The sequence below is a fragment of the Streptomyces sp. NPDC090088 genome (assembly GCF_044747345.1).
In the GTDB taxonomy this organism is placed as follows: domain Bacteria; phylum Actinomycetota; class Actinomycetes; order Streptomycetales; family Streptomycetaceae; genus Streptomyces.
In genome coordinates, this window is sequence record NZ_JBIVDZ010000007.1 from 449,457 (window position 1) to 462,061 (window position 12,605).

Here is a 12,605-nt window from a genome sequence, read left to right on the forward strand (position 1 = left end):
CACGGATGCTCCGGTCGGAGGGTGGATCAGAGGGTGAACAGCAGGGTGCCGAAGCCCACGTGGTCGCACTGGAACGCGGCGCCCTCCGGCTGGAGTCGCGCGACGGCGGCATAGGTCCAGGGTGTGGGCAGGCCGCGGCGCTTGACGTAGTGGTTGAAGGCCAGCTCGTAGATCGGGCGCAGATTGCCGCGCTCGACGGTGGAGATGGCGTTGTAGGTGGCCTGGCAGGAGCCCCAGACGGCGTAGGGGACGTCGTTGCCGAGGTTGTACTTCGCCGTGTACTCGTAGCCGGCGAGCAGGCGGTTGGCGGAGGCGGAGTAGAGGTCCTGGCCCTGGACCCAGGCGATCTCGCAGGCCTCGGCCATGCTGCCGAGGATGAGCTGGGTGTGGGCCTGGTCGCGGCCGCTGTCCACGCACTGGCCGGTGTCGCCGATCACCCGGCTGATCTTGCAGCAGTCGTGCAGGTAGAAGGCGTCGACGGCGGCGTTGTAGACGGAGGTGTCGTTGCAGAACACCCCCATGGCCATCATCGCCTTGATGCAGTTGGTGCCCCAGCCCGCGTCGCCGAAGGTGTCGACGAGCGGGACGCAGACGTTCCTGAAGAGGTTCTCGGTCTGGGTGATCTCCGACGCCGACCAGCTTCCGGAGGGTGCCGTGTAGCGCATGAGTTCGGCGGCCGCCGCCAGTTTGAAGCCGTAGATGGAGGCCGCGAGCTGGGCGTCCTTGCCGGTGATGGAGGTGAGGGTGGCCGACCACGCCTTGATGATCTGCAGGGCCTTGGTCGCGTGGGCGGTGGTGCCCGTCAGGTTCCACATCAGGGCGTTCTGGTAGGCGGCGTTGCAGTCGTTCCAGAACTCCCCGTTGTGCAGTTCGGTCGTGCCCCGGTCGACCGAGGCGAACGGGCCGAGCATCGTGTACGACGACTGCGAGTAGGGGTCGGTTCTGAAGACGTTCCAGCCGCTGAGCCAGGGTTCGGTGCCGGCGGCGATCCGAGTCTTCATCCGCTGGATGTCGGAGAGCTTGTGCAGCACCCCGGGGTGGATGAACGAGGTGAGGGCGTCGGCCTCGGGGACGAGGACCAGTCCGGTGGCGGCCGCGGCGGTGCCGACGGCGGTGATCTTCAGGAAGCGACGGCGGGTGGGGGCGGGGAGGTGCGGCTCGGTCATGCGGGCTTCCTCACTTGTCGTCGCGTCCGGCACCCCGGTAGAGCACGAGGGTGCTGTGCGGGCCGAGCTTCGGGCGCTGCCCGGCGCCCACGTTCCTGCCGGTGGCCAGGTCGCGGGCCGGGCCGAAGTCCGGGCGGGCGGGGAGGGTGAAGGTCCGGTCGGTGCTGGTGTTCATGGCGATGAGGTAGTCGCCGTACTCGCACAGGTAGAACGGCGCGCGGCCCACCAGCATGGTCTCCACGCCCTCGAAGTGGACGCCGAGGGCGGGGTCGGGGACGTCCGCCGGGACGGGCGCCAGGTGGTACACGTCTCCGGCCAGGGCCTGGTGGAGGGTGTCTCCGGGGGGCGGGAAGCCGCCCGGCGGGATGCCGCCGGCGCCGGGGTCGTTGATGGCGTAGTCCCACAGGATCCAGTCCCGGACGGTGAACGTGTCGTCGGTGGTCCCCGCCGAGCGCTGGCGGATCGTCGCGGAGCGCTGGTCGGTCGGGGTGAGGTGGTGGACGCGGGCGTAGTCGTTCACGCCCTGGCGGGCCCGCCAGTAGAGGGAGGCGAAGAGGAGTTCCCGGCCGTTCTTGACGGCGAGGCAGCCGTTCTCCTCGTCGGTGAAGACGAAGTCGGGGCGGTCCCAGTCCGTGGGGATACGGGCGGGGCGGCTGGGCAGCGCCTGGAAGGCGTCCCAGTCCCGGGAGACCAGCCGGAGCGCGGCGAGCCCGACGCGGGTCCAGGTGTGGTTGATGAGCAGGTCCAGCTGGCGGTAGAACTGGCCGTCGTCCATCATCTCCTGGGTCCAGCCGACGATGTCGGGGTCCTTGAAGGCGACGGCGGACAGGACCGGGTGGGAGTCCCAGACGGTGCGGGACGCGTACGCGATCTCGCCGGGGTAGACCTCGTTGCGCCAGCCGATGACGGTCTCGATACGGGCGACCCGGGCGCCGGTCTCGTCGACGTCGACGACGCGGAACCGGCCGCGCGCCTTGATGATGTCGACCATCTGCTTGCGCAGTTCGGGCGCGTCCTGACCCTGGTATCCGCGGGTGACGGACTCGTACATCATGACGAGCCAGTCGATGACCTCGCCGTAGCTGCCCACGTACCCGAGTTCGCGGGTCAGGCCCGCCCTCGTCACCTGGTGGTAGCCCTCGCCGAGCGGCTTGGTCGGGTTGCCGTCGGCGTCCTCGGGGCCGAGGTAGGGCGTCATGCCGAGCGACTGGTACAGGTAGCCGCGGGCCCTGTCCTCGGACAGCGCGAGGCCGGGGGCGAGCAGGCTGAGGCCGCGGTTGGCCTGGTAGATGCCGATGGCGCAGATCTGCGTCTGGTTGCTGTAGTGCGGGAAGTGCCGGCGCCAGTAGTCCCGGCTGGACTTGAGCATGTCGGTGTAGGCGGTGCGCCGGACCGGCTGCTCCACCGTGGCGGTGCCGGCCGGGGCGGTGACCACCAGGTCGTCGAACCAGGCCGTGCCGGGACCGGAGAGCCGTAGATGGAACTCGACCCGGGTCGCCCCGGCCGGGGTCGCCAGGTCGATCGACACCTGCTCCCAGTCGTGGCTGCCGGTGGTGGCGAACGCGCGGTGGTCGCTGCCGACGAGGTTGCCGCTCGCGTCGAAGAACAGCGGGTCGATGTGGGCGCCGGTGCCGGTCACGCCGTCGGTCCTGATCCAGGCGCTGTAGGTGTACGTGCCGTCGCCGACCTGGACCTTCGCCGTGTTGTACGCGGTGATGAAGCCGTTGGACGCGGTCGCCGTCACCTTGAGGGAGGCGGATCCGGTACGGGCGACGGTGGTGTCCCGTGCCCAGTCGGCGTCGGCGGTCCTGCCCCAGCCGGGCACGGCCCAGCCCGCCGGGGTGGTGTCGCCCAGTTCGAAGCCGGGGTTGCGCAGCTCGGTGGGCCGGACCAGGTCGACGGAGTCGAACCAGGCGGTGCCGGGACCCGACAGCCGCAGGTGCATCTCCATCTGGGTGGCGCCGTCGGGGGTGTCGAGGTCGATGGAGACGTACTGCCAGTCGTGGCTGCCGGTGGTGGCGAACGCGCGGTGGTCGCTGCCGACGAGGTTGCCGCTCGCGTCGAAGAACAGCGGGTCGATGTGCGCGCCGGTGCCGGTCACGCCGTCGGTCCTGATCCACGCGCCGTAGGTGTAGGTGCCCTTGCCGACTCGGGTCTTGGGCGAGGAGTAGACGGTGATGAAGCCGTTGGACGCGGTCGCCGTCACCTTGAGGGACGCGGATCCGGTGCGGGCGACGGTGGTGTCCCGTGCCCAGTCGGCGTCGGCGGTCTTCCCCCAGCCCGGCACCTCCCAGCCCTCCGGGGTGTCGCCGCCCTCCTCGAAGCCGGGGTTGGCGATCTCGTAGGGCGAGCCGGTCACCTTCTGGTCCAGACGGTCGCCCAGGTGCTCCCAGAGCAGCGCGAGGACCAGGCCGACCCGGCCGAAGCCCTGCCACTGCTGGTCGGAGCCGGTCAGCACCGTCGGGTCGTTCTGCCAGGCCATGTAGCGGCCGTCGAGCGCCCGCAGGACGCGGTCCAGGGCGACGGGGTTCTGGTAGGCGGGGCTGCCGGACCAGAGGTAGCCCTCGGCGAGGGACTGGAAGGCCCAGGCGTCCATGCCGGCCGGGCCGGCGCCGCTGAGGTAGTACTTCTGGTCCTTGTCGACGCGCTTGCGGACGGCGTCCAGGGCCTCGGGGCCCTCGACCTCCCGGACCTTGGGGACCGGGGCCGGGCCCTGCGCCTCGCCCTTGGGCGCGACGAAGTACGGCTCGGTGTGGGTGTAGAGGCGGTAGATGCCCCGGGAGGGCGTCGTCATCTTGTAGTAGAGCTGGTCGGCGTTCTGGCCGTAGGACCAGATGCGGCCCATGGACCGGATCTCCAGCGTCACCCTCTTCTTGCCCCGGGTGAGCCGCTCGGGCAGCGGCAGGGTGTGGAAGAAGAAGCGGCCGGGGGCGCGGGGCGCCGTGTCCAGGATGTCGAGGCTGTCGACGGCGCCCTCGTCCTGGTGGCCGACCTGAAGGCCGTCGCAGAAGAGCTGGAGCCGCCACATGTTCGTGCCGGACGCGGACTGCTGGGAGGTCGAGTCGTAGTCGTCGCCCCAGAGGCGGACGGTGACGTAGGTGGTGTCGGTCGGGCTGACAGCGACGTCGAACTTCAGCGTGCCGCCCCAGTAGGTCGCCGGTTCGGTGGGGTTGAGGATCCGGGCCCGCTGGCCGAGGCCGCCGGTGACGGTGTCCGAGAGGGTGGCGGTGAGGTGGTGCGCGGACTCGGAGGAGGTGTTGCCGAAGACAACGATGTCCAGGGGCTTGCAGACCGCCTTCGCGAGGGCGGGTTCGGCGGTGGGTGCGGCCGTGGCGGGCTGGGCGCTCAGCAGGCCTAGGCCGGCCGCGGCGGCGCCGGTGGTTCCGGCGTACTTGAGGACGTCACGTCTTCTGGGTGCGTTGGGCACGGCTGGTCCTTTACTTGAGGCTGCCCATGAGGATTCCGCTGCGCCAGTACTTCTGGAGCGCGAACATGAACACCGCGAGCGGAACGATCGACAGCAGGGATCCGGTGAGGACGAGGGTGTTCATGTCGCGGGCGGTCTGCGCCTGCTGGAGCCATGAGTAGAGGCCCAGGGTGACGGGGAAGGTGCGCTCGCCGTTGAGCATGAACAGGGGGAGGAAGAAGTTGTTCCAGATGTCGATGAAGACGAGCATGAAGATGGTGATGCCGCCGGTCCGCATCAGCCTCAGCGCGACCGACCAGAAGATCCGCAGCTCGGAGGCGCCGTCGATGCGGGCCGCCTCCATCAGCTCGGTGGGTACGGAGCTGTCCGCGTAGACCTTGCCGAGGTAGACCCCGAAGGGGTTGATGAAGTAGGGGATCAGGACCGACCAGATGGTGTTGGTCAGCCCGATCTTGGCGAAGACGAGGTAGAGCGGGAAGGCCAGCAGGGTGCTGGGCAGCAGCGAGGCGCCGACGATGACCGCGAACAGGGCGCCCCGCCCCGGGAAGTCGAACTTCGACAGTCCGTACCCGGCGGCGAGCGAGATGAGGGTGGAGCCGGCCGCGCCGAGCGTGGAGTAGAGGATCGAGTTGCCGATCCAGCGGGTGAAGACGCCGTCGTGGTAGGTCCAGATCTGCTGGAGGTTGTCGCCGAGGTGGTTCGAGGAGAACCACAGGCCGAAGGTGGAGTACAGGTCGGTCTGGTTCTTGGTCGCGGAGACGATCAGGAACCAGGTCGGTGCAAGGGAGTACAGCAGGAAGAGGACCAGCAGGCCGGTGGTGAGGGCCACGGCGCGGCGGGTGGGGCGTGCTCCGCCCCCGGTGGCGACACTGCTCATGACATCTTCCTGTTCGTCACGCGGTGGAACACGAAGGCGAGGATGCCGGTGACGACGGCCAGCACCAGCGACTCGGCGGCCGCGTACTGGTAGTTGCCGGCCTTGAACGCCTGGTCGAAGATCTCCATCATCGGAGTGAAGTCGGTGTTGATCGACTCCGGTGCGATCTGCCGCAGCATCAGCGGTTCGGTGAACAGCTGGAGCCGGCCGATGAGGGAGAACATGCCGGTCAGGACGAGGATCCCGGTGATGTTCGGGACCTTTATCGACCAGGCGATCCGCCACTCCTTCGCCCCGTCCAGCCGGGCCGCCTCGTACAGTTCGCGCGGCAGCGCCTGCAGGGAGGCGGAGATGAGGATCATGTTGAAGCCGATGCCCTGCCAGGTCAGCAGATTGCCCAGCGAGAGATAGGTGTTGAGGCCGCCGAAGAAGTCGACGTCGGTGCCGGCCCGGTGTGCCAGGTCGAGCAGTGGGCTGCCGGTGGGGCTGTAGAGGAACAGCCACATGACGGTCGAGACGACCGCGGGCACGACGTACGGGATCAGCAGCGCCGCCCGGAAGAACCGCACCGCCCGCGCCGCGACCCCGTCGAGCAGCAGCGCCAGGAACAGCGAGATCCCGAGCATCACCGTGATCTGGACCAGGCCGAACAGCAGGGTGCGCAGCATGCTCGCCCAGAAGGCGTCGTTGCCGAAGACGGAGGCGAAGTTGTCGAATCCGCTGTAGACGGTGCGCGTCGGCCCGAAGCCGAGACCGGTGCCCTTCTTCTCGTACAGGCTCTGGCCGAAGGCGTAGCCGATCGGCAGCACATAGGTGACCAGGAACCCCACGAGGAAGGGCAGTGTGAACAGCACTCCCTTGTAGGTCCCCCGTCTCCCGGTCCGGCGGGGGGAGGGCCGCCGGACCGGGGAGCCGGTGGCGACCTCGGGCGGTCGCGTCTGGGTGGACACGGATATCTCCAGTGCGAAGAGGGGGTGGGCGGCCTGGGGGATCAGCTGCCGGCGACGGCCTTGATGCCCTTGCCCTTGAGGTCGTCGAGGGTCCACTGCTGCAGATGCGTCAGCATCGCCTTCACGGTGAGCTGCTTCTTCATGACCTGGCCCCACTGCTTCTGCATCTCGGAGTACATGGCCGCGTAGTCGGGGCCGTACTGCCACTGCTCGCCGACCCGGGACGCGGCGGTGGTGATGACGTTCGCGCTGTCGGACTTCCCGTTGAACATCTCGGTGGGGATGATCTTGTCGACGTACGGCGAGACGTCCTTGACGGCCGGGAACAGGCCGGACTTGGAGGCCGGGTCGGTGAGGGTGGTCAGCGACTCCTTGCTGCTGGACAGCCAGGCGGCGAACTGTGCGGCGCGGTCGGGGTACTTGCAGCCCTTGAGGACGGCGGTGGTGTCGAAGTTGCTGGATGTCCGCGGCGTCGCGGTGTCGAAGAGCGGGGCGTCCGCGAGCTGCCACTTGCCCTTGGACTTGGGGAAGTTGGTGTCGTAGATCGGCAGCTGCCAGGTGGAGGTGGTCATCGCGATGGTCTTGCCGAGGTCCCAGGTCTTGAAGACGCCCGGGTCGGCGTAGGAGGCGTTGGAGGCGAGGTCGTTGTCGACCAGTTGCTGGACCACGTCGCCGGCCTTGAGGGCGTCGGGCGAGGTGAAGTCGATGACCCAGTGGTCGCCGTCGGCCTTGTACCACTGGGCACCCGCGGACCAGGACAGGTCGACGAGGGTGCTCGGGTCCTCGCCCGCCATGTTGTAGATCTTGACGTTCTTGTCCTGCTGCTGGACCTTCTTGCCGGCCGCGATCAGGTCGTCCCAGGTCTTCGGCGCCTGGATGCCGTACTTCTGGAACAGGTCCGCGCGGTAGGCCGTGAACAGGGGCGAGGAACCCATCGGGATGCCGAAGGTGGTGCCGCCGGGGCTGACCGCGTTCCACGCCGCCGTCGTGTACGCGCTCCTGTACGGGGCGGCGACCTTGCTGACGTCGGTCAGCAGGCCGTCCGCGGCGAAGCTCGCCAGGTTCATCCCGTCCATCTTGGACAGACACGGGGCCGTGCCCGCGTTCACGGCGGCGCGGAGCTTCTGGTAGACGGTCTCGCCCGCAGCGTTGACGAACTTGATCTGCGTCTCGGGGTGCTCCTTGTTCCACACCTTCGTCTGGGCCTCGATGCCGTCGGTCCAGCTCCAGAACTCCAGCGTGACCTTGCCCTTGGTCTTCGGCGAGGCCTCGGAGCCGCCGCCGTCCGAGCAGGCTGCCAGGAGCAGGGAGAGGGACGCGGCGGCGGCCAACGGGACGAGGGCTCTGCTGCGGATGCGGGACTTGGACATCGGTCCTCCACGAGGGGAACGAGACGGCGCCTGCAGCGTGGGGAAGGCGGCGCGGTCGGGCGGCGCAAAGGGGAATGAAACCGGCACTGCCCACTGACGGCAGTAATCGTTTGTCGTGGACCGTACGGCCGTGGTGGCCGGATCCACAAGGGGGAAGGGCCGGATTGTTTCGCCAAACTTTCAAGAACGTTACCTGAGCGCTCGTCTGACCTGCGTGGTTCGGTTTTTCTGGCGTCGGGCGAGGGGTCGGGAGGTATCGGTGACTCCACGGTGAAGCATTGACCGGTGCCGGGACGGCTTCTAGCGTGGAATACGTTTACTGAACCGTGCGGCGTCTCGCGCGCCACCCCTGAGCCCGAGCAGGAGCATCACCATGTCGGCAGCAGTGTCGCCCCACGCGCTTTTCGTCATGAACCCCGTCCATCTGCGCGAACTGTTCCCGCCGCGGCTGATGGACCGGCTCCGCCGACTCGTACGGATCGACCCCGATCTCGTCGTCCAGGACTTCGCCGAGCCGGCGGCAGCGGCAGCCCTCGGCCGGGCCGAGGTGCTCATCACCGGCTGGGGCTGCCCCCATCTGGGCGCACCGGTCCTGGACGGGGCGCCACGGCTGCGGACGGTGCTGCACGCGGCCGGCAGCGTCCGGCACATGGTCGGGGAGCCGTTCTGGGAGCGGGACATCGCCCTGTCCAGCGCGGTGCGGGCCAACGCGCTGCCCGTGGCCGAGTACACGCTCGCCGCGATCCTGCTCTCCGGCAAGGACGCCTTCGGGCTGCGCGAGCGTTTCCGCACCGAGCGGGTGTATCCCGCGCCGACGGACTTCGCGGCCGTGGGCAACGTCGGCCGTCGTGTCGGCCTGATCGGCGCCTCGCGAGTGGGCCGCCGGGTCCTTGAGCTGCTCCGGCCGTTCGACCTGTCGGTGAGCCTGTACGACCCCTACGTCGACCCGGCGGAGGCGGCGCGGCTCGGAGCCGTCCCCCTGCCGCTGGACGAGCTGCTGCGCACCAGCGACATCGTCAGCGTGCACGCGCCCGACATCCCGCAGACGCAGGGCATGCTCGGCCGCGAGCGACTCGCGCTCATCCCCGACGGCGGCGTACTGATCAACACCTCGCGGGGAGCCCTGATCGACCACACCGCGCTCACCGAGGAACTGGTCAGCGGACGCATCAGCGCGGTCCTGGACGTCACCGACCCGGAACCGCTGCCCGCCGGCTCCCCGCTCTACAGCCTCCCCAACGTCTTCCTCACCCCGCACATCGCCGGCTCCCTGGGCAACGAACTGGCCCGCCTCGGCGACACCGTCGTCCAGGAGCTGGAACGCATCGCCTCCGGCCTGCCCCTCGCGCACCCGGTGCACCGGGCCCAGCTCGCCATCAGCGCCTGACCGCCCCCGTCCCGTCCGCCGCCCCCATCAAACTCCTCTTCTTCGGAGGCTCCCCTGAACACCGTGCTTGCCGGACCGGTCCGGCCCACCCCCGATGCCGTCTCCCCGTCGCGTCCCGCCGCCCTGGCCCGTGTCGAGGGCGGTTTCTGGGCCGAGCGCCGGCGGCTCAACGCCGAGGTGTCCCTGGCCGACGGCCCCGAGCGGCTGGAGGCGGCCGGGAACCTCGCCAACCTCCGCGCCGCGGCGCTCCTGCGCACCGAGGGCGGAACCGTGCCCCCGGGCTTCGCGGGGGACTTCCAGTTCCAGGACTCGGACGCCTACAAGTGGCTGGAGGCCGCCTGCTGGCAGTTGGCGGACAGCCCCGACGACGCACGCGCGGCCGCACTCGCCGCCGAGGCCGAGACCGTCGTCGGGCTGATCGCCGCCGCCCAGCGGGAGGACGGCTACCTGCAGACGTACTACCAGCTCGGCGGCGGCGAGCCGTGGACCGAGCTGGGCTGGGGCCACGAGCTGTACTGCGCGGGGCACCTGATCCAGGCCGCCGTCGCCCACCACCGGGCCACCGGCTCCGGCCGGCTGCTGGACGTGGCGCGCCGGTTCGCCGACCACATCGACTCCGTCTTCGGCCCCGGCAAGCAGGTCGACACGGTCTGCGGCCACCCCGAGGTGGAGACCGCGCTCGTCGAGCTCTACCGGACCACCTCGGAACGGCGCTACCTCGATCTCGCCCGCTACTTCGTCGACTGGCGCGGCCACGGCACCCTGTCCTCCGGCGCCGACCGCGGCCACGACCGCGACCCGGGACCGGAGTTCTGGCAGGACCACACCCCGGTCCGCGAGGCGACCGAGGTCGCCGGCCACGCCGTACGCCAGCTCTATCTGCTGGCCGGGGCCGCCGACCTCGCGGCGGAGACCGGCGACCGGCAGCTGCGCGCGGCGCTGGAACGGCTGTGGGACGACATGGTCACCACCAAGACCTACGTCAGCGGCGCCGTCGGCTCCCGCCACGACTGGGAGTCCTTCGGCGACGCCCACGAACTGCCCGCCGACCGCGCCTACGCCGAGACCTGCGCCGCCATCGCCTCGATCCACTTCTCCTGGCGCATGGCCCTGCTCACCGGCGAGGCCCGCTATTCCGACCTCGTCGAACGCACCCTGTTCAACGGCTTCCTCGCCGGAGCCGGCCTGGACGGGCGGACCTGGCTGTACGTCAACCCGCTGCACCACCGATCCCGCTCCCACGAACGCCCCGGCGACCAGACCGCCCACCGCACGCCGTGGTTCCGCTGCGCCTGCTGCCCGCCGAACGTGATGCGCCTGCTGGCGAGCCTGCCGCACTACATCGCCACGACCGGCGAGGACGGCCTCCACCTCCACCAGTACGCCACCGGCGTCTACGGCGGCGACGACCTCACCGTGCGGGTCACGACCGACTACCCGTGGGACGGCACGGTGACGGTGGCCGTCGAGGAGGCCGCCGGCACCGGGCCGAGCACTCTCGCGTTGCGCGTGCCGGCATGGTGCACGCACTACACGCTCGCGCTGAACGGCGCCGTGGTCGACGGGCGGGCGGAGTCGGGATGGCTCCGGGTCACCCACGCCTTCGTGCGCGGCGACACCGTCCGGCTCGAACTCGCGATGCCGGCCCGGCTCACCGTCGCGGACCCGCGTGTCGACGCGGTCCGGGGGTGCGCCGCGATCGAGCGGGGGCCGTTGGTGTACTGCCTCGAACAGACCGACCAGCCCGCAGGTCTGGACCCCGACGACGTGGCGCTGGATCCGGGAGTGCCGCTGACAGTGGACTGGCAGCCCGGGTTGCTCGGCGGGGTCAGCACGGTGACTGGAGTGGGGCGTCTGCTCGCCGCGGACGAACGCGCGGGCTGGCCGTACCGGCCGCTCGGTGCGGAGGAACCGCAGTCCGGGGAGGGCGTGGAGCTGACGGCGGTGCCGTACTACGCGTGGGCCAACCGCGAGGCGGGCGGCATGCGGGTCTGGCTGCCGCTGGCAGCTCCGCCGCGGTCGCCGTGACGGGTCGCCGTTCGGCTGCCGCGCCGTCGTGGCTGGTCGCGCAGTTCCCCGCGCCCCTTCGGGCGCGCCATGAGCAGAAGGCCGGCACGAGCACCATCCCGAGTTCCGCCGGGTTGTGCTCGGGGAGCGGGTGGGCCCGGATCGCACCCGGTTCCAGGTGCGATTGCTAGTAAACGATTTCCGCTCTGGTCGCACCAGTTCCCGCCTCGGCGGGGTCGCAAGGGGGCTGGATGCAGTAACGTCGCGGTGTGACGGTGAATGGAAAAGACTCCGGTGCGGGTCAAGAGACTGGTACGGCCAGGCGCCGGCGGAAGAGGGCCGCAGATGGTGATCGCCCCAGCACCATCCGCGACGTCGCCGAGCGGGCCGGTGTCTCGGTAGCAACCGTTTCCAGGACACTGGCGGGCAACTACCCCGTCTCCACCGCCACCCGGGAACGGGTCATGGCCGCGGTGGACGAGCTCCACTATGTGGTGAACGTCCACGCCAAGGCGCTCTCCGGGCAGGTCGCCGGCCCCATCGCCCTGGTCCTGCGGGACATCACCGGGCCCTCGCTGGCCCATGTCGCCGCCGGGGTCGAACAGGAGGCGGCGCTGCGGGGCCGGCTGAGCCTGGTCTGTGCCACGCACGGGGACCCGGAGCGGGAGGACGCCCTGGTGCAGCTGATGCGTGAGCAGCACGCGGCGGCGGTCGTACTCGTGGGCGGCACGGTGCAGGACGAGGCCTACTTCCAGCGCATGGCCGAGTACGCGCGCGCCCTGGACGCCGCCGGATCCCGGCTGGTTCTGGTGGGCCGCCCGCCCCTGCCCGGGAACCTGCCGGTGACCGTCGTGGACTACGACAACCGCGGCGGCGGCTTCCAGGCCGCCGACCATGTCTTCGTCCAGGGCCACCGGCGCGCCCTCTTCCTCGGCGCCGATCCCCGGCTGAGCACCGGCCTGCAACGCCGGGAGGGCTACCTGCACGCCTTGCGCGCCCACGGACTGCCGTACGCCGAGGAACTCGACGTGCCCGGTGAGTACACCCGAGTCTCCGGCTACCAGCGCACCCGGGACGCGCTGAAGGCGGGGGTGGACTTCACCGCCGTCATCGCGGGCACCGACATGGTCGCCCTCGGCGCGCTCGCCGCACTCCGCGACGCCGGACTGGACGTCCCCGCCGACGTCTCGGTGGTCGGCTTCGACGACGTGCCCTTCGCCGCGGACCTCGTCCCCTCGCTCACCTCGATCCGGGTCCCGTACGAGGACCTGGGCCGTACGGCGGTGCGGCTGGCCCTGGACAACACGGAACGCATCACCGGCGACGACCACGTGGTCCTGAGCACCCAGCTGGTGATCCGTCAGTCGGTGTGCCGACTGGGCTGACCGGACGCCGGTCGGACCCGAATGCGCGGCCCCGGA

General features: G+C 70.2%; 8 protein-coding genes. 3 read left to right on the top strand and 5 right to left on the bottom strand.

Features of this window, described 5'->3' with window-relative positions:
- Positions 1-26: 26 nt before the first annotated feature.
- Genes ACIPSJ_RS33040 through ACIPSJ_RS33060 form a run of 5 tightly spaced genes read right to left on the bottom strand, consistent with a single transcriptional unit; the run spans position 27 to position 7,790 of the window.
- Positions 27-1,166, bottom strand: coding sequence for an alginate lyase family protein (locus ACIPSJ_RS33040; RefSeq protein ID WP_401351346.1), 1,140 nt, complete (start codon positions 1,164-1,166; stop codon positions 27-29).
- A 10-nt stretch (positions 1,167-1,176) separates the two neighbouring features.
- A complete protein-coding gene (locus ACIPSJ_RS33045; protein ID WP_401351347.1) occupies positions 1,177-4,593 on the bottom strand; it encodes a Tat pathway signal sequence domain protein in 3,417 nt (1,138 codons plus the stop codon).
- A gap of 10 nt (positions 4,594-4,603) precedes the next feature.
- Positions 4,604-5,470 carry a carbohydrate ABC transporter permease gene (locus ACIPSJ_RS33050; RefSeq protein ID WP_401351348.1) on the bottom strand — a complete coding sequence of 289 codons (867 nt, stop codon included), beginning with the start codon at positions 5,468-5,470 and terminating at the stop codon, positions 4,604-4,606.
- Positions 5,467-6,420, bottom strand: a complete 954-nt coding sequence (locus ACIPSJ_RS33055; protein WP_359218877.1) for a sugar ABC transporter permease — start codon at positions 6,418-6,420, stop codon at positions 5,467-5,469. Before ACIPSJ_RS33055 ends, ACIPSJ_RS33050 begins: the two co-directional genes overlap by 4 nt.
- Positions 6,421-6,461: 41 nt before the next feature.
- Positions 6,462-7,790: an ABC transporter substrate-binding protein gene (locus ACIPSJ_RS33060; protein WP_401351349.1), complete on the bottom strand. Its 1,329-nt coding sequence runs from the start codon at positions 7,788-7,790 to the stop codon at positions 6,462-6,464.
- Between the two features lie 373 nt (positions 7,791-8,163).
- Here ACIPSJ_RS33060 and ACIPSJ_RS33065 point away from each other — a divergent pair, with 373 nt between their 5' ends.
- The 3 genes from ACIPSJ_RS33065 to ACIPSJ_RS33075 all read left to right on the top strand — a co-directional run bounded on the left by ACIPSJ_RS33065 (position 8,164) and on the right by ACIPSJ_RS33075 (position 12,569).
- Positions 8,164-9,177: a hydroxyacid dehydrogenase gene (locus ACIPSJ_RS33065; RefSeq protein ID WP_401351350.1), complete on the top strand. Its 1,014-nt coding sequence runs from the start codon at positions 8,164-8,166 to the stop codon at positions 9,175-9,177.
- A 54-nt stretch (positions 9,178-9,231) separates the two neighbouring features.
- Positions 9,232-11,205, top strand: a complete 1,974-nt coding sequence (locus tag ACIPSJ_RS33070; RefSeq protein WP_401351562.1) for a glycoside hydrolase family 127 protein — start codon at positions 9,232-9,234, stop codon at positions 11,203-11,205.
- Between the two features lie 344 nt (positions 11,206-11,549).
- A complete protein-coding gene (locus ACIPSJ_RS33075; protein ID WP_359219048.1) occupies positions 11,550-12,569 on the top strand; it encodes a LacI family DNA-binding transcriptional regulator in 1,020 nt (339 codons plus the stop codon).
- Positions 12,570-12,605: the final 36 nt, after the last annotated feature.